The organism is Streptosporangium sp. NPDC049248 (genome assembly GCF_040678965.1).
Taxonomy (GTDB): Bacteria; Actinomycetota; Actinomycetes; order Streptosporangiales; family Streptosporangiaceae; genus Streptosporangium; species Streptosporangium fukuiense.
The window spans coordinates 24,079-46,559 of sequence record NZ_JBFAQY010000006.1; the positions used below are offsets into that span (position 1 = coordinate 24,079).

At 69.5% G+C, this 22,481-nt stretch carries 16 protein-coding genes and 1 riboswitch; of the genes, 11 read left to right on the forward strand and 5 right to left on the reverse strand.

Going from position 1 to position 22,481, the window contains the following annotated elements:
• Complete coding sequence (locus tag AB0K21_RS13645) at positions 1-1,425, reverse strand: trehalose-6-phosphate synthase (protein WP_364149782.1); 1,425 nt, start codon at positions 1,423-1,425, stop codon at positions 1-3.
• Positions 1,426-1,755: 330 nt separating this feature from the next.
• Between AB0K21_RS13645 and AB0K21_RS13650 the strand changes: the two genes are divergently transcribed.
• From AB0K21_RS13650 to AB0K21_RS13690, 9 genes are all read left to right on the forward strand, one after another.
• Entirely contained in the window at positions 1,756-3,243 is a 1,488-nt protein-coding gene (locus tag AB0K21_RS13650; RefSeq protein ID WP_364149784.1) for a S1 family peptidase, read from the forward strand.
• Between the two features lie 163 nt (positions 3,244-3,406).
• Complete coding sequence (locus tag AB0K21_RS13655) at positions 3,407-3,964, forward strand: RNA polymerase sigma factor (protein WP_343966940.1); 558 nt, start codon at positions 3,407-3,409, stop codon at positions 3,962-3,964.
• Positions 3,965-4,172: 208 nt separating this feature from the next.
• Positions 4,173-5,696 carry a S1 family peptidase gene (locus AB0K21_RS13660; RefSeq protein ID WP_364149787.1) on the forward strand — a complete coding sequence of 508 codons (1,524 nt, stop codon included), beginning with the start codon at positions 4,173-4,175 and terminating at the stop codon, positions 5,694-5,696.
• A 177-nt stretch (positions 5,697-5,873) separates the two neighbouring features.
• Positions 5,874-7,385, forward strand: a complete 1,512-nt coding sequence (locus AB0K21_RS13665; RefSeq protein ID WP_364149789.1) for a S1 family peptidase — start codon at positions 5,874-5,876, stop codon at positions 7,383-7,385.
• Positions 7,386-7,594: 209 nt separating this feature from the next.
• A riboswitch (SAM riboswitch) is annotated at positions 7,595-7,737 on the forward strand.
• 14 nt (positions 7,738-7,751) lie between these two features.
• A complete protein-coding gene (gene thrC / locus AB0K21_RS13670; protein ID WP_364149791.1) occupies positions 7,752-9,044 on the forward strand; it encodes a threonine synthase in 1,293 nt (430 codons plus the stop codon).
• A gap of 22 nt (positions 9,045-9,066) precedes the next feature.
• The gene (locus AB0K21_RS13675) at positions 9,067-9,342 is read left to right on the forward strand and encodes a MoaD/ThiS family protein (protein ID WP_343983009.1); all 276 of its coding nucleotides are present in this window, start codon (positions 9,067-9,069) and stop codon (positions 9,340-9,342) included.
• Positions 9,343-9,701: 359 nt separating this feature from the next.
• Positions 9,702-9,902, forward strand: coding sequence for a cold-shock protein (locus AB0K21_RS13680; protein WP_012895270.1), 201 nt, complete (start codon positions 9,702-9,704; stop codon positions 9,900-9,902).
• A gap of 386 nt (positions 9,903-10,288) precedes the next feature.
• On the forward strand, positions 10,289-11,914 hold the full coding sequence (gene groL / locus AB0K21_RS13685) for a chaperonin GroEL (protein WP_350945793.1): 1,626 nt from the start codon (positions 10,289-10,291) through the stop codon (positions 11,912-11,914).
• Between the two features lie 440 nt (positions 11,915-12,354).
• Positions 12,355-13,350: a YncE family protein gene (locus AB0K21_RS13690; protein WP_364149793.1), complete on the forward strand. Its 996-nt coding sequence runs from the start codon at positions 12,355-12,357 to the stop codon at positions 13,348-13,350.
• A gap of 28 nt (positions 13,351-13,378) precedes the next feature.
• On the opposite strand, the gene AB0K21_RS13695 is transcribed toward AB0K21_RS13690, so the two are convergent.
• A complete protein-coding gene (locus AB0K21_RS13695) occupies positions 13,379-15,403 on the reverse strand; it encodes an AAA family ATPase (protein ID WP_364149795.1) in 2,025 nt (674 codons plus the stop codon).
• A gap of 131 nt (positions 15,404-15,534) precedes the next feature.
• Between AB0K21_RS13695 and AB0K21_RS13700 the strand changes: the two genes are divergently transcribed.
• The gene (locus AB0K21_RS13700; RefSeq protein ID WP_364149797.1) at positions 15,535-15,849 is read left to right on the forward strand and encodes a hypothetical protein; all 315 of its coding nucleotides are present in this window, start codon (positions 15,535-15,537) and stop codon (positions 15,847-15,849) included.
• A gap of 188 nt (positions 15,850-16,037) precedes the next feature.
• Here the strand turns inward: AB0K21_RS13700 and AB0K21_RS13705 are convergent, their stop codons facing one another.
• The 3 genes from AB0K21_RS13705 to AB0K21_RS13715 all read right to left on the reverse strand — a co-directional run bounded on the left by AB0K21_RS13705 (position 16,038) and on the right by AB0K21_RS13715 (position 21,352).
• A complete protein-coding gene (locus tag AB0K21_RS13705; protein ID WP_343982989.1) occupies positions 16,038-17,684 on the reverse strand; it encodes a DNA repair helicase XPB in 1,647 nt (548 codons plus the stop codon).
• Positions 17,685-17,823: 139 nt separating this feature from the next.
• On the reverse strand, positions 17,824-18,483 hold the full coding sequence (locus AB0K21_RS13710; protein WP_364150314.1) for a pentapeptide repeat-containing protein: 660 nt from the start codon (positions 18,481-18,483) through the stop codon (positions 17,824-17,826).
• A 466-nt stretch (positions 18,484-18,949) separates the two neighbouring features.
• Positions 18,950-21,352, reverse strand: coding sequence for a helicase C-terminal domain-containing protein (locus AB0K21_RS13715; protein ID WP_364149800.1), 2,403 nt, complete (start codon positions 21,350-21,352; stop codon positions 18,950-18,952).
• Positions 21,353-21,731: 379 nt separating this feature from the next.
• Here AB0K21_RS13715 and AB0K21_RS13720 point away from each other — a divergent pair, with 379 nt between their 5' ends.
• On the forward strand, positions 21,732-22,463 hold the full coding sequence (locus AB0K21_RS13720; RefSeq protein WP_364149802.1) for a hypothetical protein: 732 nt from the start codon (positions 21,732-21,734) through the stop codon (positions 22,461-22,463).
• Positions 22,464-22,481: the final 18 nt, after the last annotated feature.

The following is a 22,481-nucleotide window of genomic DNA, read 5'->3' on the forward strand; positions in this document are numbered from 1 at the left end:
TTACCCGAGAGCGTCGAGTTGCTCGGCGAACCACCGGTGCGGCGGAAGCGCGGTCGCCGCCGTGGCCAGCAGGGCGCCCCTCCTGGCGCGCTCGGCCTCGGGCATCGTCAGCCCCTCGTGCAGCGCGGCGGCCGTGGCCGAGACGTCGTAGGGATTGACGGTCACCGCGTGCTCGCCCAGCTCGGCGGCGGCGCCCGCCTCTCGCGACAGCACCAGCGCGCTGCCCGGCGACAGGATCGGCCCCTCCTTGGCCACCAGGTTCATGCCGTCGCGGATCGGGTTGACCAGCAGCACGTCGGCCAGCCGGTAGGCGGCGAGCGAGCGCGGGTAGTCGTCGTCGACGTTGAGGATCAGCGGGTCCCAGTCCTCGGTGGCGTACTCGTCCTCGATCTCCTTGGCACAGCGCTGCACCGCCGCGGTGTACTCGCGGTATTCGGGCAGGTCGTGCCGGGACGGGTAGGCGAAGGCGAGATGGGTGACCCGGCCGTGCCACTCCGGGTGGGTCGAGAGGAACTCCCGGTAGGCGACCAGGCCCCTGACGATGTTCTTCGACAGCTCCGTCCTGTCGATCCGCACGATCAGCCTGCGGTCGCCCACCTGGGCGCGGAGCGCGGCCATGTGCGACTCCACGTCGGGTTCGGAGGCCCGTGCCCAGAGCGCCTTACCGTCCACACCCAGGCTGTGCGTGCCGACCCGGGTGGTCCTGCCCTCGTGTGTGACCGTACGGCTCGCGCGCTCGACTCGGGCGCCGAGCACGGTCTCGCAGCAGTCCATGAACGCCCCGCCCCAGCGGGCGGTCAGGAAACCCGCGTGGTCGGCGCCCAGGATGCCCTCCAGGACCTCGGCCGCGACGTCGTCGGGGAGCAGGCTGAAGTACTCGGGCGGAGCCCACGGGGTGTGCGAGAAGTGGGCCACCCGCAGGTCCGGCCGTTCCACCCTGAGCATGGCCGGCACCAGGCTCAGGTGGTAGTCCTGCACCATCACCCGCGCCCCGTGCGGGGCCTCCTCGGCCAGCGCCGTCGCGAACGCCTCGTTGTACGTCTGGTAGGACTCCCACTCCCTGCGGAACCTGGCGTCGAAATGTGGTCTGTTGGGGGTGTCGTACAGCAGATGGTGGACGAACCAGAGCGTGGAGTTGGCGACCGCGTTGTACGCGCGGTGGAAGGTCGCCGGGGGGATGTCGAGCATGCGCAGCGCCCCGGTCTCGTAGCCCGCCTGGTCGAGACGGCCGCCGGGCGCCAGCCGCACCGCTCCGCGGTCGCCGTCGGACAGCGCCGCGCAGACCCAGAGGACGTCGAGGTCCTTCGCGACCTCCGACAGGCCCGACACCAGGCCGCCCCCACCCCTGCGCATGGACAGGGAGCCGTCCTCGGAGAGGGTGAAGGAGACGGGACCGCGGTTGGAGGCCACGAGGATCGCGTTCATCAGATCCCTTCGCCGGCTAGGGACACGCTTGTCCAGAAGATTAACCGGCGCCCGGCCTGGGCGCCCTGCTCTTCAGGCCAAGGAAGAATGGCGTTCATTTGAGTGTGTCAGCTCTTGTCGGTAGCTCAGTGAGTACATCCAGGTTTGATGACTTTCCGGTGCTGGATCGGAAGCCCGGCGAGCCTGACGGCGCCGGTCGGGGGCGTTCCGAGGGGCGCCCGCGTGGCGTGTGGTTTTTGGGGGCTTGGGGGCAACGGCTGGATTAGGGTGGCGTTGCCCGTGCGGCGCTCTCCCCCTCCTGCTGTGAAAGCCGAGGTCGAGGAGAGTTTCATGTTCGGCAGACATGCCGTCGCCACGGGCTGCGTGCTGGCGGTCACCGCGCTCACCCTGACGGGTGTGCCGGTCGCGGCCGGACCTCGGGCCTCGGTCACCGCGTCCGCCTGGAAACCGCCGTCGGGCATGCTGGAGGCGTTCCAACGCGACCTGGGACTGACCCGGCGGCAGGCCCAGGCGCGCCTGCTCAACGAGGCCCGCATGCTCCCGGTCGCGACGCAGCTCCGCAGGAGGCTCGCCGACCGTTTTGGCGGTTCATGGCTTGTCGGAGCCATTTCGCAGACCCTCGTGGTGGCCACCACCGACGAGGCCGACATCCCCCACATCATCGCGGCGGGCGCCCGGGCCGAGGTCGTCACCCGGTCGATGGCGGAACTCCTTTTGATCAAGGAGAGGATCGACGGCGTGCTGCCCGCCAAGCCACGCGTGGGAGGCGTGCGCTACGTCGACGCGAAGAGGAACCAGGTGGTCGTCCTGTCCGCGCAGCCCGCGGTCGCCGAGAACCTCATCAAGGACGCGAACGTGGACACGGACGCGGTGAGCGTGGTGTCGTCCACCGAGCAACCCCAGCCCCTCCACGACGTGCAGGGCGGAGACGCCTACTACGTCGGTGTCGCGAGTCGCTGCTCGATCGGTTTCTCGGTGACCCACGGAGCCCAGGCCGGTTTCGTCAGTGCCGGACACTGCGGCAGGACGGGTGATGCCACCACCGGTTTCAACCGGGTGCCCCAGGGGGTCTTCCAGGCATCGGTCTTCCCGGGCAGCGACTACGCCTGGGTCGCGGTGAACCACAACTGGGTGCCCAAGCCCGCGGTCAGCAACGGCGTCGGCGGCACCGTGTCCGTCGTCGGCTCCAAGGTGGCCGTCGAGGGGGCCTCGGTCTGCCGGTCCGGTTCCACCACCGACTGGCACTGCGGGATCATCCTGCAGCGCGACACCAGCATCACCTACCCCGAGGGGGCGGTCTCCGGGCTGACCCGCACGAACGTCTGCGCCGAGCCCGGCGACTCGGGTGGCTCGTTCATCTCCGTGGATCAGGCCCAGGGAGTCGCCTCCGGCGGCTCCGGGGACTGCACCTCGGGCGGCGTCACCTACTTCCAGCCGATCAACGAGATCCTCACCGCCTACGACCTGACCCTGGTGACCGACACGCTCACCTCGCCGAGCACGGGCACCTGCACCGGCTACCCGAAGATCTATGTCGGCAGTCTGGAGAGCGGTCAGGTCGTCTACCGGCCGAGCACCAGCTACTACCGGACGACCGTCGCCGGCCAGCACCACGGCTGCCTGGACGGGGACGACGGCGTCGATCTCGACCTCTACCTGGAGAGGTGGAAGGGAAGCGGTTGGAGCACCGTCGCCGCCTCGGACAGCTCGGGGCCCGACGAGCAGATCAGCTACACCGGCATGCCCGGCTTCTACCGCTACCGGGTGGTCTCGGTGAGCGGCTCCAGCCCCTACACCCTGGGGTTCACGACGCCTTGACGACCGGTCCCGCGCTCCTGGCGGACCCCCACTGGGAGCACACATAAGGGCGGAGATCGGCATATTTCGGGTTCGTCGCTTTTTGTAACGAAGCCGAAGGTCGGCAACGGGGATCCCCGACCGTAGGATGTCCAGCGACTGTGACCGCTGATGGGGGCTCGTGATGGCGTTGGACGAGACGACCGAGGAGCTGGCCCGGGCGGCCGCCCAAGGTGACCACCGCGCGCTCGGCGAGCTGCTGAAGCGTATCGAGCCCGCGGTGCTCCGGCACTGCGGGCGCATCCTTCCCTTCCGGCAGGACGCGGAGGAGGCCTGCCAGGACACCCTGCTGGCGGTGGCACGCAACATCGGCCGCTTCGAGGGGCGCGCCAAGTTCAGCACCTGGCTGCACATCGTGACCGCCAACTGCGCCAGGAGCACCTACCGTTCGCTGAAGCGCCGCGCCGCGGAGCAGAGTTCGGACGAGTTGCCGCTGCAGAAGCCGGACGTCGCCAGGGTGAGCGTGATCGCCGGATCCCGGCTGGACCTGCTCGACGTGATGGAGGCCCTGGAGGCGGAGAAGCCCGATCTCGCCCAGGCACTGGTGCTGCGCGACATCTGCCAGCTCGACTACAACGAGGTGGCCGAGCAGCTCCGCATCCCGCTGGGCACCGCCAAGTCCCGCATTCACCAGGCGCGCAAGTACGTCCAGGGCGCTCTGGGCGACGCCTACGGCTTCTGACCTCGACGGGTCCCGGGAACGGCCGAGCCGGCCCGGGGAGCCCCCGCGCGGGAACGAGAGCGCGCCGGCGAGGTGAGATCCGATCGAAATCGTCTGCCGCGTGGCGTGTGGCGTTCGAGGCCCTGGCGGCAATGGCTGGATTAGGGTGGCGTTGCCCGTGCGGCGCTCTCCCCCTCCTGCTGTGAAAGCCGAGGTCGAGGAGAGTTTCATGTTCGGCAGACATGCCGTCGCCACGGGCTGCGTGCTGGCGGTCACCGCGCTCACCCTGACGGGTGTGCCGGCTGCGGCCGGACCCCGGGCTAAGGGGGTTCCGGTCGCCGCGTCCGCCTGGAAACCGCCGTCGGGCATGCTGGAGGCGCTCCAACGCGACCTGGAACTGACCAAGGAACAGGCCCAGGCGCGCCTGCTCAACGAGGCCCGCCTGACGGGAGTGGCGGCGGACCTCCGTGCGAGACTCGGCGACCGTTTCGGCGGCTCGTGGCTGATGGGAACCATCGCGCAGACCCTCGTGGTGGCCACCACCGACGAGGCCGACATCCCCCACATCATCGCGGCGGGCGCCCGGGCCGAGGTCGTCAAACGGTCGCTGGCGGAACTCGGCAAGCACATAGAAGGACTCGACCAGTCGGTGCCCGGCGCCAAGAACGAGGGGAGTGTCCGCTACGTCGACGCCAGGAACAACAGGGTGGTCGTCCTGTCGTCGGAGCCGTTGGTCGCGGAGGACCTCATCGAGGCCGCCGGTGTCGACACTGAGGCGGTGAAGGTGGTGCCGTCCACCGAGCGGCCCCGGCTCCTCAGCGACCTGCAGGGCGGCGACGCCTACTACGTCGGTGTCGCGAGTCGTTGCTCCGTTGGTTTCTCGGTGATGCGCGGGACCCAGGCGGGGTTCGTCAGTGCCGGTCACTGCGGTAAGACCGGTGATGCCACCACCGGTTTCAACCGGGTGCCCCTGGGGGTCTTCCGGGCGTCGTCCTTTCCCGAGAACGACTACGCCTGGGTCGCGGTGAACGCCGGCTGGACGCCCAAACCGGTGGTGAGCAACGGCCTCGGCGGCACCGTGCCCGTCGCGGGCTCCCGACCGGCTCTGGAGGGCGCCTCGATCTGCCGTTCCGGCTCCACCACCGACTGGCACTGCGGGATCATCCGGCAGCTCAGTGCCAGTGTCACCTACCCCCAGGGCACCATCCACGGGCTGACCCGTACCAGTGTCTGCGCCGAGCCGGGCGACTCGGGTGGCTCGTTCATCTCCGTGGATCAGGCCCAGGGGGTCACCTCCGGCGGCTCCGGGGACTGTGCCACGGGCGGCGTCACCTACTTCCAGCCGATCAACGAGATCCTCACCGCCTACGACCTGACCCTGCTGACCGACAGCACCGTCGGCTCGCCGGGTGGCGTCTCCGGCACCACCCCATCGGACAAGCAGGACTGCAGCGGCTACCCGAAGACCTACACCGGCACGCTGAACAACGGTCAGTCCGTCTCCCAGCCGAGCCGCTACTACCGGGCCGCCGTCGCCGGCATGCACTCCGCCTGCCTGGACGGCGGCGACGGCGTCGACTTCGACCTCTACCTCCAAAGGTGGCGGCGGCCGAACTGGGTCACCGTCGCGACCTCGGAGGGCGCGGGTTCCGACGAGCAGATCAGCTACACCGGCCCGCCCGGCGCCTACCGCTACCGGGTGGTCTCGGTGAGCGGCTCCAGCCCCTACACGCTGAAGGCCAAGGCGCCCTGACCCGCCTTCCGCGGCCCTCACCCAGGCCGCGGCCGGCATGCCGCCGAACGGCCTCAAATCGTCTGCCGCGTGGCGTGTGGCGTTCGAGGCCCTGGCGGCAATGGCTGGATTAGGGTGGCGTTGCCCGTGCGGCGCTCTCCCCCTCCTGCTGTGAAAGCCGAGGTCGAGGAGAGTTTCATGTTCGGCAGACATGCCGTCGCCACGGGCTGCGTGCTGGCGGTCACCGCGCTCACCCTGACGGGTGTGCCGGCTGCGGCCGGACCCCGGGCTAAGGGGGTTCCGGTCGCCGCGTCCGCCTGGAAACCGCCGTCGGGCATGCTGGAGGCGCTCCAACGCGACCTGGGCCTGACCAGGGAACAGGTGCGGGCACGTCTGGCCAACGAGATCCGTATGTCGGGAGTCGAGGCGGACCTCCGTGCGAGACTCGGCGACCGTTTCGGCGGCTCGTGGCTGATGGGAACCGTTTCGCAGACCCTCGTGGTGGCCACCACCGACCCCGCCGACCTCCCCGCGATCGTCGCGGCGGGCGCCAGAGCCGAACTCGTCAAACGGTCGCTGACGGAACTCGCCGGGCTCATCAGTGACCTCAACGTGGACCTGCCGGGAAAAGGCGGCGGGGGTGATGTGCGCTTCGTCGACGCCAGGAACAACAGGATCGTCATCCTGTCGAAGAGCCCACTGGCAACCGAGGATCTCGTGGAGGCCGTGGGGGCCGACTCAAGTGTGGTGAAGGTGGTGCCGTCCACCGAGCGGCCCCGGCTCCTCAGCGACCTGCAGGGCGGCGACGCCTACTACGTCGGTGTCGCGAGTCGTTGCTCCGTTGGTTTCTCGGTGATGCGCGGGACCCAGGCGGGGTTCGTCAGTGCCGGTCACTGCGGTAAGACCGGTGATGCCACCACCGGTTTCAACCGGGTGCCCCTGGGGGTCTTCCGGGCGTCGTCCTTTCCCGGCAACGACTACGCCTGGGTCGCGGTGAACGCCGGCTGGACGCCCAAACCGGTGGTGAGCAACGGCGCCGGCGGCACCGTGCCCGTCGCGGGCTCCCGACCGGCTCTGGAGGGCGCCTCGATCTGCCGTTCCGGCTCCACCACCGACTGGCACTGCGGCCTCATCCGGCAGTTCAACGCCAGTGTCACCTACCCCCAGGGCACCATCCACGGGCTGACCCGTACCAGTGTCTGCGCCGAGCCGGGCGACTCGGGTGGCTCGTTCATCTCCGTGGATCAGGCCCAGGGGGTCACCTCCGGCGGCTCCGGCAACTGCGTCACGGGCGGCGTCACCTACTTCCAGCCGATCAACGAGATCCTCACCGCCTACGACCTGACCCTGCTGACCGGCGACGCCACCAACCCACCGGGCACCGTCCCGCCCGCTCCGACGGTCTGCACCGGCTACCCGAAGGTCTACACCGGCACGCTGAACAACGGTCAGTCCGTCTCCCAGCCGAGCCGCTACTACCGGGCCGCCGTCGCCGGCATGCACTCCGCCTGCCTGGACGGCGGCGACGGCGTCGACTTCGACCTCTACCTCCAAAGGTGGCGGCGGCCGAACTGGGTCACCGTCGCGACCTCGGAGGGCGCGGGTTCCGACGAGCGGATCAGCTACACCGGCCCGCCCGGCGCCTACCGCTACCGGGTGGTCTCGGTGAGCGGCTCCAGCCCCTACACGCTGAAGGCCAAGGCGCCCTGACCCGCCTTCCGCGGCCTGGCGCGGGAGGTTCCACGGGACGTCCACCGCGACCGGTGCCTGCCGGCCGCGGCGGCGCCCCTGCTGCGGACAAGGGCGCTCTGTCCGGCAGGTAACACGCTACGTCTCGCATAGTGAGACAAGTGGCCGGGGTGGCGGTACGGCGATGTAGAGTGCCTAAGACCTGCCTGTCAGGTCTCCAACTGAATATTTGCTCATCCAGAGGGGTGGAGGGATCGGCCCTGCGAAGCCCCGGCAACCATCCCGGTTCAAGACTCGTAATCGACACGAGGTCAGCCGGGACAGGTGCCAATTCCGGTCTGTGACCAGGGTGGTCCGCAGACGAAGATGAGGGAAAGGCCTCGCTTCATGGCGCTCGCAACCACTGAGAACACCACCACCTCGCTCGGTCGTGTCGAAGACACCCGAAACCAGCAGTTCGGCCCCGCCGTGGCCCTGTCCTGTCGCGAGTGCGGTGCCCGCTACGACCTCGGCCCGAGCTTCGCCTGTATCGAGTGTTTCGGGCCCCTTGAGATCGCCTACGACTTCGGGCGGGTGACCCGGGAGCAGATCGCCGAGGGGCCGGCCAACATCTGGCGTTACCGCTCGCTGCTGCCCGTCCCCGCCGACGTGGCCGCCAAGCCCAACATGGAGCCCGGCTGGACCAGGCTCGTCAACGCCGGCAACCTCGCCCGCGAGCTGGGCATGCGCTCGCTGCACGTGAAGGACGACTCCGGTAACCCCACGCACTCCTTCAAGGACCGTGTGGTGGCCATCGCCGTCGAGGCGGCCCGTAACTTCGGCTTCCACACCCTCTCCTGCTCCTCCACCGGCAACCTGGCCGGTGCCGCCGCTGCCGCCGCCGCGCGGGCCGGGCTGGACGCCTGCGTGTTCATCCCCGCCGACCTGGAGCAGGCCAAGGTCGTCATGGCCTCCGTGTACGGGGGCAGGCTCATCGGCATCGAGGGCACCTACGACGATGTGAACCGCTTCTGCTCGGAGCTCATCGGCGACGAACTGGGCGAGAAGTGGGGCTTCGTCAACGTCAACCTCCGGCCGTACTACGCCGAGGGCTCCAAGACGCTGGCGTACGAGATCGCCGAGCAGCTCGGCTGGCGCGTTCCCGACCAGATCGTCGTGCCGGTCGCGTCGGGCTCCCAGCTCACGAAGATCGACAAGGGTTTCAAGGAGCTGATCGAGCTCGGTCTCGTCGAGGACAGGCCGTACAAGATCTTCGCGGCCCAGGCCGAGGGATGCTCCCCGGTCTCCACCGCCTACAAGGCGGGCCACGACGTGATCCGCCCGGTGAAGCCGGACACGATCGCCAAGTCGCTGGCGATCGGCAACCCCGCCGACGGTCCGTACGTGCTGGACATCGCCCGCCGCACCGGCGGCGCGGTCGAGGACGTCACCGACCCCGAGATCGTCGACGCGATCCGGCTGCTGGCCAGGACCGAGGGCATCTTCGCCGAGACCGCCGGAGGTGTCACCGTCGGCGTGCTCCGCAAGCTGGTCGCGGCCGGGAGGCTCGACCCGGAGGCGGAGACCGTGGTTCTCAACACCGGCGACGGTCTCAAGACCCTCGACGCGGTGGCCGCCGAGGCGCGCCCCACCGCCGTGATTCGTCCCTCCCTTGACGCATTCCGTGCGGCAATCGCCTAGAAATCGTGAAAGGTACTGAATTATGAGCGTTTCTGTGCGGATTCCGACGATTCTCCGGACTTACACCGGTGGTGCTGCCGAGGTGAGCGGAGAGGGCGAGACCCTGCGCGACGTCCTCCAGAAGCTTGACGCGGACTTCCCGGGGATCGGTGCCCGGATTCTTGATGAAACGGGTAAGATCCGCCGTTTTGTCAACGTCTATGTGGGAGATGAGGACGTCCGCTTCGCCGACAACCTCGACACGGCCACGCCCTCCGGCGTCCAGGTCTCCATCATCCCGGCGGTCGCCGGGGGCTGAGACCCACCCCCCGCACCGCGCCGGTCGCACCCGCCTCACCCTCCCGGGGGGCGCTTGCGACACCCTCTCCATGACACCCGCCCGGCTCCGGCCGCGTGCGGGTGTCATGCTTTGTGGCGTAAACCGGTATTCGCGGTGGGGAAAGATAATGTAATCTTTAACTAACTAATAGTGATAGTCAAACTGTGCTCTCGTACTAAATGCTCTTGTAAAGAGCTAGTTTGGTGCTTGACTCTGTTGCCCAACCGGTTCCCACAGGTATGGTCGAGGACGATCGATGTGGCGAAGTCTGCCCCGGAGATTGAGGACTTCGCGAGAGGAATGGGCGTCGTCCTTAAGTCCAGTAAGAGGAGTCGCAAGTGGCGCAGGGCACCGTCAAATGGTTCAACGCGGACAAGGGCTACGGCTTCATCGCGGTAGACGGTGGTAAGGATGTGTTCGTCCATTACTCCGCGATCATGATGGATGGCTACCGTGCACTCGAGCAGGGCCAGCGAGTCGAGTTCGAGATCACCCAGGGGCAGAAGGGTCCCCAGGCGGAGTCCGTCCGGGCGGTCTGACATGGCCGTCCCGTGAACCCGCGGGGAGGGGCCGGTGGATCCCGCGGCAGCGCAGTCCGCCGGATCCACACCACCTAGGCCCGGCTCGCCTCCCCAATCGGCGAGCCGGGCCTTCGCTTTGCGCGGAACACACGCCCGCGTGACGCGGCGCATACGCTGACGTGGCCCGGAGCGGAAGCCCGCTCCGGGCGCGACGCAGGTCAAGGGGTCGTGGCTTGCACTCGGCAAGGTAGAGTGCTAAACACGTTGTTGGCACTCACGCATAGAGAGTGCCAACCCTGGATCGAGGCGATGGGGCCCGCCGAACGGAGTCGTGGGCCCGCATGCCGTCGCGGGCGTCGGCTCGGTCCGGTGCAAGCCACCCTGTCTCTGGGAGGTCTAGCCGTATGGCAGCCAAGATGATCGCGTTTAACGAGGACGCCAGGCGCGGTCTCGAGCGTGGCATGAACCAGCTCGCGGACGCCGTCAAGGTGACCCTCGGCCCCAAGGGCCGCAATGTCGTTCTGGAGAAGAAGTGGGGCGCCCCCACCATCACCAACGATGGTGTCTCCATTGCGAAGGAGATCGAGCTCGAGGACCCGTGGGAGAAGATCGGGGCCGAGCTCGTCAAGGAAGTCGCCAAGAAGACCGACGACGTCGCGGGTGACGGCACCACCACCGCCACCGTGCTCGCTCAGGCTCTCGTACGCGAGGGTCTCCGCAACGTCGCCGCCGGTGCCAACCCGATGTCCCTGAAGAAGGGCATCGAGGCCGCCGTCGAGCGCGTGTCGGAGGAGCTGTCCAAGCTGGCCAAGGACGTGGAGACGAAGGCGCAGATCGCCTCCACCGCATCCATCTCCGCGGGCGACCCGCAGATCGGCGAGATGATCGCCGAGGCGATGGACAAGGTCGGCAAGGAAGGCGTCATCACCGTCGAGGAGAGCAACACCTTCGGCCTTGAGCTCGAGCTCACCGAGGGCATGCGCTTCGACAAGGGTCTCACCTCGATGTACTTCGTGACCGACCCGGAGCGTATGGAGGCCGTCCTCGACGACCCGTACATCCTGGTCGTCAACTCCAAGGTGTCCGCCAACAAGGACCTGCTCCCGGTTCTCGACAAGGTCGTGCAGGCCGGCAAGCCGCTGCTGATCATCGCCGAGGACGTCGAGGGCGAGGCCCTGGCCACCCTGGTCGTCAACAAGATCCGCGGTCTGTTCCGCTCGGTCGCCGTCAAGGCGCCCGGTTTCGGTGACCGTCGCAAGGCCATGCTGGGTGACATCGGCATCCTGACCGGTGCCCAGGTCATCAGCGAGGACCTCGGCCTCAAGCTGGAGTCCACCACCCTGGACCAGCTCGGCCGCGCCCGCCAGGTCATCGTCACCAAGGACGAGACCACCATCGTCGACGGTGCCGGCGACGCCGAGCAGATCGCCGGCCGGGTCAACCAGATCCGCGCCGAGATCGACAACACCGACTCCGACTACGACCGCGAGAAGCTCCAGGAGCGTCTCGCCAAGCTGGCCGGCGGCGTGGCCGTCATCAAGGCCGGCGCGGCGACCGAGGTCGAGCTCAAGGAGCGCAAGCACCGCATCGAGGACGCCGTTCGCAACGCGAAGGCGGCCGTCGAGGAGGGCATCGTCCCCGGCGGTGGCGTGGCCCTGCTGCAGGCCGGCGCCAAGGCGTTCGACAAGCTGGAGCTCTCCGGCGACGAGGCCACCGGTGCCGCGATCGTCAAGAAGGCCCTTGAGGAGCCGCTGAAGCAGATCGCCGTCAACGCCGGCCTCGAGGGTGGCGTCGTGGTGGAGAAGGTGCGCAACCTTCCCGCGGGTGAGGGCCTCAACGCCGCCACCGGCGAGTACGTCAACCTGTTCGAGACGGGCATCATCGACCCGGCCAAGGTGACGCGTTCCGCTCTGCAGAACGCGGCGTCCATCGCGGCGCTGTTCCTCACCACCGAGGCCGTCATCGCCGAGAAGCCCGAGAAGGCCGCGGCCGCTCCCGCCATGCCCGGCGGCGGCGACATGGACTTCTAAGTCCAACGCTTTCTGGTAAAAGAGGCGACCCCGGGATCTCGGGGGCGCCTCTTTTGCTGTTTCCCCGAGGGGACGCCTGTCGTCGTACGTCTTCGGAGGAGTCGCCCCGATGGGCGCCGCCCGTGCGGAGCCGCAGGCGAGAGGGGGCCGCGAAAGGCCGGGGCCGATCAGGGCCGGGGGCCGCGACCACATCCATGCCGTCCGGCTGATTTCCGTGCTATCAAGCAATAAATGGACAAGGTGGGCGGAACAAGAGTTCAAGCCGGTGTGTCGTTTCCGGGACACGCCGCCGTGTGGCCATAGAACGAAGTCCTTGCCGTAGCGACGGGTTCTTGGTGGTGCAGCGGTGTGCGAGGGGAACGATGGAGCATAGCCACTGGAAATCGCCCGGTCGGTTACAGAGAGGCGAGTGGCGGTCGCGCGTCCGTTCGGCTGTGGCGGTGCCGGTCATCGTGGCCGGACTGGCGGTGCCGACGGCCACGGCTGTGGCGACCAGACCGCCGGAGAACGTCGTCTACGTGGTCAACTCACAGTCGAACACCGTGTCGGTGATCGACACGACGACCAACCGGGTCACCGCCACCATCACCGTCGGTGAGAACCCCATCGGGGTGGCGGTCGCTCCCGACAACGCGCATGTCTACGTGACCAACGCGCAGTCGGACAACGTGTCGGTGATCGACACGAGGAGCAACAAGGTCAGCGCCACCATCCCCATCAACGGCCACCCCGTCGGGGTCGACGTCTCCTCCGGCGGCACCCGCGTCTACGTGACCGATGTGCAGGCGAACGTGGTGTCGGTGATCGACACGAGAGACAACAGGGTCATCGCCATCATCCCGGTCGGCCACAGCCCCTTCAGACTGGCCGCCGCTCCCTATCGCCGTGTCTACGTGGCCAATCAGGACTCCGACACCGTGTCGGTGATCAACATGGTGACCAACAGGGTCGTCGCCACCATCCCGGTCGGCCGCAGTCCGTTCGGGATCAGGTTCTCTCCCACTCGTCCCCGTGTCTATGTGGCCAACCAGGACTCCGACACCGTGTCGGTGATCAACGTGAGGACCAACAGGGTCATCGCCGAGATTCCCGCCGGCAACCATCCTTTCAGGATCGCGGTCTCCGATGACGGCGCCTACGTCTACGTGACCAACCTGATCCCGAACGTGGTGACGGTGATCGACGCCAAGACCAACAAGATCACCGCCACCATCCCGGTCGAGGGCTCTCCCTTCGGAATCACGATCTCCCCTGACGGTGCCCAGATCTATGTGGCCAACCTGGACACGGACAGCGTGACGGTGATCGACCCCAAGACCAACGAGGTCGTCAGGGTCATCTCGGTCGGGACAAATCCTTTCGGGATCAGAGCGGCGCATCACATTCGCCGGAGTGCCGCCCCGATCAGGGCGCGCGGGCCGGGGAGCGGGCCCTAGCGCTCGGCATCGGTGTGCCGGCGCGCGGTCACCCGCTGAGCTGGGCGGGAAGCTCCCGGGCGTGCAGGACGGTCAGTGAGGTGACGGCCCGGGTCAGGACCACATACAGGCGGGCCAGGCCGCGAGGTTCGGCGTCGACGATGTCCGCGGGTTCGGCCACGATCACGTGGTCGTACTCCAGGCCCTTGGCCAGGGTCGCCGGGATGACCAGGAGACGATGGTCCTCGACGGTGTCGGGGCTCAGCACCCGGTGGTCCAGATCGGACAGGGCTTCGGACGCGGCGCCCACCAGGGCGTCGGGGACGATGACGCCGATCGAGCCCTCGCGGGCGAGTGCCTCCCGCGCGGCATGGGCCAGCGCCGTGGCCAGGTCGGGTACCGGCCGCACCGACAGGGAGCCCGCGCCGGGGCGCAGCGACCGGGGGGCGGCCAGGTCCGGGGCGACGGAGGGCAGCAGCCTGGCCGCGTAGTCGAGGACCTCGCGGGGCACGCGGAAGCCGAGGGTCAGCTCGGTGACGGCGCCGTCCTCGAAGCCCAGATGACTCAGGACCTCGCCCCAGGACCGGGCGGACCAGGGCGTGGTGCCCTGGGCGAGGTCGCCCAGCACGGTGGCGGAGCCGGTGCGGCAGCGTCGGCCGAGAGCACGTAGCTGCATCGCCGACAGGTCCTGGGCCTCGTCCACGACCAGGTGACCCAGCGGGACGGTCCGCTCGATCATGTCGCCCAGCTCGTCCATCAGCGCGCCGTCGGCCGCCGACCACTTCGCCGAGCGGAAGGACTTGGGAGGCTTGGGCCAGAGCAGCAGCGACTGCTCGGCGGCGGTGAGATCGTCCTTGGCGGCGGCGGAGAGGAAGGCGGGGTCGCTGAACAGCCGGTGGAGCACCTGCTGTGGAGTCAGCTTGGGCCAGACCGTGTCCACGAGCTGCCTGACCGGCTTGGACCTGGCGACCGCGTCCTGCACCCGGTCGTCGGGAGACTCACCGCGCTGCTCCATCCGGACGAGCACCAGGTGGGCGAGCCGCTGGGCGAGCGTCGCGCGCCCCGGACCGTAGCGAGTGGTGCCGCGGAGCGAGGCGACGATCTCGCGGACCTCGTGGTCCGCCACCCGGTAGCGGTTGATCCCCTTGGTGAACAGCACGCCCTCGGTGGGCTTGACCACGTGCGCCCACAGGGCGCGTCGTAGTACACCGACGATCCTCGCGTCACCCTTGAGCGTGCCGACCGCGGGGTCCTCGGGCGCGGAGTGGTCGCCGAGGATCCCGGCGACCGTGGTCTGGTCGACCTTGACCTCGCCCAGCGCGGGCAGGACCGAGGAGATGTAGGAGAGGAACGCCCGGTTCGGGCCGACGATCATCACGCCCGACCTGGCGAGCCGCTCACGGTGGGTGAAGAGCAGGTAGGCGGCCCGGTGCAGGCCGACGGCGGTCTTCCCGGTGCCCGGGGCACCCTGGACGCACACCGTCCGGCCGAGTTCGGAGCGGACGATCTCGTCCTGGTCGGGCTGGATCGTCGCGACGATGTCGCGCATCGGTCCCGAGCGGGGGCGCTCGATCTCCTCGGTGAGGATCCTGCTCTGGGCGAGGGCGGCGCCGCCCTGGTCGAGGCGCTCGTCCTCGTAGGCGGTCAGGTCGCCGCCCTGGTAACCGAATCGGCGGCGCAGCACCACGCGCATCGGGTCGGACGGGCTGGCCTGGTAGAAGGCCCGTGAGACCGGGGCGCGCCAGTCGATCACCAGGGGGCGGCTGCGGTCGTCGTGGACGTGCCTGCGCCCGACGTAGACCGTGCCGGGAAGATCGTCGCCCGCCTGGCGGTCGAGGCGGCCGAAGAACAGGGGCGTGCCCGAGTGGTCGGCGAGCGCCGCGACCCGCTGGTCCAGCAGCGCCTGCAGGATCTGCTGGGAGACCCAGTCTCCGGCGGCGTCGGAGGAGAGGGACTGGGCGTGCTCGCGCATCGCGCGCAGCGCCGTTCTGGAGATGGCCAGGTGCTCGCGTTCGGCGGCGAGGATCCGGGCGGGATCGTCGGTTATGTCAGGGGCCAATTGATGTGCGGGCACGCTGAAGCGCCTCCCATTCGATAAACGGAGGTGGTGGTCATCGGGTAGCGAATGGACCAGCTTAGCGGCGACGCCGGTGTGTCTCAAAAGGATTAACGCCGGACTGGGACGCGGCGGGCGCGGGTATCCCGATGGTCGTGCGGATCTCCCCGGTCATACCGACGGTCGCCAATCTTCTACTGGCCGCGCTCTGGGGGCTTTCGGTGTTCGCGGGCTGGGGGCCGGAGGCATTCTGCTCCGACCCGGGCTGCGTGGCTCGGCTGGACGGGGTGGCCTGGGTATCGGCCCTGTTCGCGGTGATCGCGGCCGGTTGCACGGCGGGCGCCTGGCTGGCGCCCCCGATTCGCGATGACGAAAATCGTTTCATCACTCTGATGATCGCTGCGGTGATCATGTGGGTGATCGCGGAAAGCGTTTTCTTTACCGGTGCTCTGATCGTTCGGTAATCGTCCTGGCACCCTCCGTCATTCTCCTGTGAAATGGCGAAAAAGCCAGGCGAACATGGTGACTCCCGCAGATCATGGGGGTATGTCGCCAGTGGCCGTAAGGCCTAGCGAGGGGGTGGTTCGTTTGTCGAAAGCCCGCGGGATTTCGTGGACCTGACACAAATTGACGACGTGTTCGCCATGTGGGGCTATTCTCCGGCGAGCACGTCGTCCGCGTCGATGATCTGATAGGCGTACCCCTGCTCGGCCAGGAACCGCTGCCGGTGGGCGGCGAAATCCTGATCGACCGTGTCGCGGCTGACCACCGAGTAGAACCGGGCCCCGCCTCCGTTCGCCTTCGGCCGGAGCACCCGGCCGAGCCGCTGCGCCTCCTCCTGCCGCGACCCGAAGGTGCCCGAGACCTGAATGGCCACCGCCGCCTCCGGCAGGTCGATCGAGAAATTGGCGACCTTGGAGACGACCAGGACCTGGATCTCCCTGTCGCGGAAGGCCTGGAAGAGCCGCTCCCGCTCCTTGACCTTCGTCTCCCCCTTGATCACCGGCGCGTTCAGGTGTTCGCCCAGCTCGTCGAGCTGATCGATGTACTGCCCGATGACCAGCACCTGCTCGCCCGGGTGCTGCCGGACCAGTGCCTCGGTCACCTGCGTCTTGGACGGTGTGGTCGCGCAGAACCGGTAGCGCTCCTCGGACTCGGCCATCGCGTAGGCCAGCCGTTCGGTGTCGGTCAGCGTCACCCGCACCTCGACGCAGTCGGCCGGGGCGATCCAGCCCTGGTTCTCCATCTCCCTCCACGGCGCGTCGTACCGCTTGGGGCCGATCAGGGAGAACACGTCACCCTCGCGGCCGTCCTCGCGCACGAGCGTCGCGGTCAGGCCCACCCGCCGCCTGGCCTGCAGATCGGCGGTCATCCGGAAGATCGGCGCGGGCAGCAGGTGCACCTCGTCGTAGACGACCAGGCCCCAGTCGCGGGCGTCGAACAGCTCCAGGTGCCGGTAGACGCCCTGCCTGCGGGTCGTCATCACCTGGTACGTGGCGATGGTGACGGGCCGGATCTCCTTCTTCGTACCGGTGTACTCGCCGATCTCGTCCTCGGTCAGCGAGGTCCGCTTGAGCAGTTCCTGCTTCCACTGGTGCGCCGAGACCGTGTTGGTCACCAGGATCAGCGTCGTCGCCTTGGCCCGCGCCATCGCCGCCGCGCCCACGATCGTCTTGCCCGCGCCGCAGGGGAGCACGACGACGCCGGAGCCGCCGTGCCAGAACGCCTCGGCGGCCTCCCGCTGGTAGGTGCGCAGCTCCCAGCCGTCCTCGGTGAGCGCGATCGGGTGGTGCTCGCCGTCGACGTACCCGGCCATGTCCTCGGCGGGCCAGCCCAGCTTGAGCAGGTGCTGCTTGATGTTGCCGCGCTCGCTCGGGTGCACGGCCACGCCGTCGTCACCCAGCCGCTCGCCCAGCAGCGGCTGGATCTTCTTGGAGCGCAGCACCTCCTCCAGCACGGCCCGGTCGGTGCTGGTCAGGACGAGCCCGTGGACGGGATGCTTCTCCAGGCGGAGCCTGCCGTACCGCGACATCGTCTCGGCGACGTCGACCAGCAGCGCGTGCGGCACGGGGTAGCGGCTGTGCGCGATCAGCGCGTCGATCACCTGTTCGGCGTCGTGCCCGGCGGCCCGCGCGTTCCACAGCGCCAGCGGGGTGACGCGGTAGGTGTGCACGTGCTCGGGCGCACGCTCCAGCTCGGCGAACGGGGCGATCGCCTTGCGGCACTCCCCGGCCTTCTCGTGATCGACCTCAAGGAGCAGGGTCTTGTCCGATTGGACGATCAGTGGTCCGTCAGTCACAGACTTCTCCCTATGGTCACTGCGGGCTACGGCGGATCAGCTCATGGTCGCACTCGCGGGCGCGCCCCGCTCCATGTCTCCTGTGTGCAACGGGCGGGAGCGCCCAGGCAGTCCCGCCTCCCGTCCGGCGTGATCGATCTCACCACCTGGCCGTCCCTCGCCTGCCCGGTCCACGGCACCCGTGCGCGACCACAGGCCGCGGACGGCGATCCCCGGGGATGTTCAGTCGAAGGCGCCGTTGATGCCGGCGATGATGAAGGCGGCCACACCCAGGATGATCAGCCCGATGTTGATGCCGATGCTGATCCAGGTCCACTTGAGCAGGTTCCTGGCGGCCGGGGGATCGGTGTCCACCCTCCCCAGGGCGACACTCGACAGGATGACGCCGACCAGGCCGCCGAGGGTCACGTAGCAGCTCAGCGTGCACACGATGCTGATGACCATGGCGACGATCGCGTGGGTCCTGACACCCTCGGTGTTGCGGTGCGGGGGTGCGCCGTAGCCCTGGCCATAGCCGGGCCGGCCATAACCCTGTCCGTAGCCGGGCTGGCCGTAACCGGGTTCGCCGTAGCCGGACTGACCGTAACCGGACTGTCCGTAACCGGGTTCGCCGTAACCGGGTTCGCCGTAACCGGGTTCGCCGTAGCCGGGCTGTCCGTAGCCGGACTGGCCATAATCGGGCTGGCCGTAGCCGGGGGCCTGGTAACCGGACGGCTGGGAGTGCTCGGAGTGGTGACCCTGCTGGGGCTGGCCGTAGCCGGGGGTCTGGCCGGGCCCCGTGGTATAGGGGCTCTTCCAGTCGTCCGGGTTGGTACTGGGACCTTCGGAGTGACCGCTACTCACTGTGGATCTCTCGCTTCTGTGGAGCTCGGAACGTCGACAGGTATCACGATATGGGGCGTGAGCCGTGTGCCTTCGGCGAATGGACCCGGTCGTATCCCGGTGGCCAGGCCCTACCCTCCTGGAACTTTCGCCCGTCGCGGCCGCTCGGGCGACGCCCCGCCGCGTCGTCGGCCACCGCGGCTACCTCCCTCCGCCTCACGAGGCACCACCGGCCGATCCTCGCGACGGCAAGGTCCGCGGGACAGGGCCCGGGGCCGGGATGAGACTGAAAAGGGGCCCTCGCGTCCCGGCGAGTGGCGCGGTCCCGCAGGACCGGTGACCGAGCTCGCGGCGGCCCCATCCCTGGATCGAGACTACCCCCGTGGTCTTTCCCCGGCACGCCGGGGCAGCCCCCGAGCCCGGCCGGGCCCGCCGAGGACGTCTCAGGCGATGTCGGCGATGCCGGTGATGCGGTGCAGGGCGAAGCGGTGCACCGCCGCCCGCGTCTCGTCGTAGGCGGTGAGATAGCCGCCCTCCAGCCGGGCCGGTTCGAGGATCCGGCTGGTGGCGTTGCCCTGGGAGTCGAGGTAACCGATCCAGACCTGCGACCCCTGCCGGATGGCCTCGCGCAGGGCGACGATCGTGGAGGTGGCGGGGGAGCGCGGCACCTGGCCGCCGGGGGCGGCCACCGGGGCCCTGCGGGCCTGGTGGGCGGCGTCACCCGCGCGCACGGCGCGGACGGCCGCCGCCACCACGTCGGCCTCGGGGCCGCCGAACGTGATCGGGGGGCGGGCCGCCAGGGGGCTCTCGGTCCTGCGGACGTCGAGCTGGGTGATGATCACGTCGCCGTCGAGGGACTCCGCGGCCGGGGCGTACCCCATCGCGCGCAGCGAGTCGACCAGCGTCGGCCGGGAGGACTTGGAAGCGATCACCGTGGGGGCGAGCCGCCGCAGCCGTAGCGGGATCGCCCGCTTGTCGGCCATCACCTCGTCCAGCAGCGAGGAGTCGTCGCATCGCACGTACGCGCTCGCCGTGCCGACGCGCATCCGGCCGTGGCGCCGGGCCACGTCGGTGACCAGGTAGCTGAGCGGTTGCGGCACCGGCGTGGTCGAGTGGCGCTCCAGCATGGCCAGCATCTCCTCGGCGCCCTGCCCGGAGTCCAGTGCCCGCCGGATCGACCGCTCGTCGAAGCGGTAGACCGTCGCACCGCCGGTCGACTCCACCTCGGCCGCCAGTGCCAGCCACCGTCTCAGGTCACCGGTGAGCGGCCCGGGGGCGACGGCGGTCAGGTCGGCCTGGAGGAGCACGTGGTCGAGCGGCTCGGGCAACAGCGGGAGCAGCAGGCGGGCGGCGGAGGCGGCGCGGCCACCGCCGGGGTCACCGGAGACGCCGGGGCCGTCGAGGGCCTCGGGGAGCAGGGCGCGGCCGTGGCCGGAGAGCAGCCCGAGGCCGGTGACGCCGATCTGCTCGGCCTCGCGCAGCGTGAACTCCACCAGCTGGTCGCGCTGGCCACCGCGACGGCGGGGCTGCTCCCAGGCCAGACGCGTCCGTACCGCCTCCAGAGTGGGTGCCACCCCGGGCGTCGAGGCGAGCATGGCCAGGGTGGTGGTGCGGACCTCGGCGGCGGCGGTGCGGCGCAGGTCGGGATGGAGGGCGTTGAGCAGCCGGTCACGCTCGTCGCGCTCGCCGATGACCCCCGGCACCCGGTCCATGGTGAGCCAGGCGCCTGCCAGCACGGCCCAGCGGTCCTCGGTGGCCTTCACCCGCCAGCCGTCGTAGCCGGGGGTGGGCATCCACTCCCCGTCGACCGCGCCGCTCGCCGCGACCAGCCCCGCCGCGTGACACACCTCGACGATCAGCCCCGCCACCCACTCGGGCAGGTCGAGCAGGGTCGCGACCCGTTTGAGGTCGCGCACGGCCAGGCCGCCGCTGCGGAGCACGCCGGGCGGGTCGACGCTCCAGCGCTCGCACAGTTCCTCCACCGCGCGGGTGAAGGTGAACGCCTGTCCGGCCGCGGTACGGTCGGCGAGCCGCTGGTCGCGCTCGGTGCCCCCGGTCGTGGGCGGGAGGGGGGACAGGTCCCGGTGGATCCGGCCGTCGCGCAGGAACAGCGCGACCTCGCGGGGCAGCACCACGGTCTCCTCACCGGTGGCGGCCAGCAGCGCGCGGGAGAGGAGCTGCTCGATCGGCGACTGCGCGGTGGCGGCCCGAACCTCGCGACGGGCGTTGGGCACCCGGCCGCTGGCCGGCCCCCAGGCCAGCTCGTTGAGCGCCGACCGGGCCTGCGGCGAGACCTCCTCGACCAGCCGTCCGACGATCTCCGGATCGCCGAGCAGTGCGGCGAGGGCCTCCCTGGTGTCGCCGCCCTCGCCTCCGATGTCCTGGACCAGCTCGGCCAGCCGCTCGGCGGAATGGTGCCGGAACGCCTCCTCGGCGGGCGGGCCGAGCCCGGCGGGACCGTCCAGCACCTCCCGCACACCGGGGGCCGGGGCCAGGGCCCGGTCGGGCCCGTAGACCAGCGCCATGGTGCGCAGCCGCTCGACCGCCTCCTTGAGGGCGCCCTGGAACGCCGGGCCCGCCGTCCCCGGCAGGGCGCGGGCCAGCTGGGCGCGTAGCGACCGGTAGGGGACGGGGGAGGGGAGCACGACCAGCGTCTCCATGACCGCGAGTGCGAACCGGTCGAGCCGGTCGAGTGCCCTGCCCACCGCCGACGGGCTGCAGGCTCGCCCGGCCAGCCCCTCCAGATGCGCGGGTACGGGGGTGATGAGCTCGGGGCGTACGGAGACGAGTGCCCGCAACCGGTCGTCGCTCTGACTGCGCAGCCACTCGGTGAACTCCGTGCTCATTCCGTCAATGGTAAGAGGCTTGACCGACATCATGCGGCCTGAGCGAATTCCGTGATCACACGAAGGGGGTGAATCGATCACGTGATGGGTGGTGAATGGGGAAAGAAGCCCACGAGCGAGAAGATGTGGAGAGAGGATGGCCAGCGTGATCGAGCGTGCCGATTCCGATTCGGTGGATCCGGACGAGGTAGCACCGGGCGATCTCGATGTCCCCGCTCCCCGCCGGGCCGTGCGGGGGCATCCGTACGCCTCGACGGGAGTCCCCTCGGACGCCGCCGAGCCCGCACCGGGCGATTCCGGCCCCTCGGCCGCTCGCGCGTCAGGGCGGAAGGATCAGGAGACGTCACCGGATGGCGGATCGGGGGGCGGAGCGGACTCCGTGGACGAGTGGGAGGACATCGTGGAGGGCGATCCGCCGACCGAGGAGATACCGCCCGTACGGGAGCCCTCGCCGCGGGAAGCGCGGGAAGCGCGGGAAGCGCGGGGAACCCCGCCCGAGGCGCGGGAGGCGTCACCGGCGGCACCTGCGGCATCGGGGACGGCCCGGCAGGAGGCACCGGAGGACGCGGGGCCGTGGCCCCGGCTGCCGCCTGGTGTGGTCAGGGGCATGCGAGCGGCGGAGGAGCTGCTGGCCAGGAGGCGGGTAGGTGGTCAACGGGGATGGCCGCGCCGGCGAGGCCCGGCCCGGTCGCGAGAGGACGTCGCCCCCGCCGCGCGTGACACCCGGGCGATCCTGCTGAGCCACCGGCGTGAGACGGTCGGCATGGGCCTGCTCGCCCTGGCGGGACTGCTGATCCCCATCCCTTTCCCGCCGATCGCGATCTTTCGGATCCCGGTGCTGGTCTGGGCCGTCGCGGTGCTCGTCGTGATCGCCTGCCAGAGCTGGCACACCTCCGACAAGGTGCTCGGGATGGCCGCTCCGATCGTGAGCTACACCCTCGGTGGTGGCCTGGTCGCCCTGGTCCGGGCCAGGAACGACCTCGGCACCGTGGTGGATGAGTTCTTCGGCATCAGCGGGCTCATGTTCCTGCTGGGCGCGGCATGGGGGGTCTTCTGGCTGGCCTACCGCCTGCTCGACTCCGAGGTCGTCCCGGGGCGGGGAGGCAGGTGACGCTCCACGGGCCGTGCC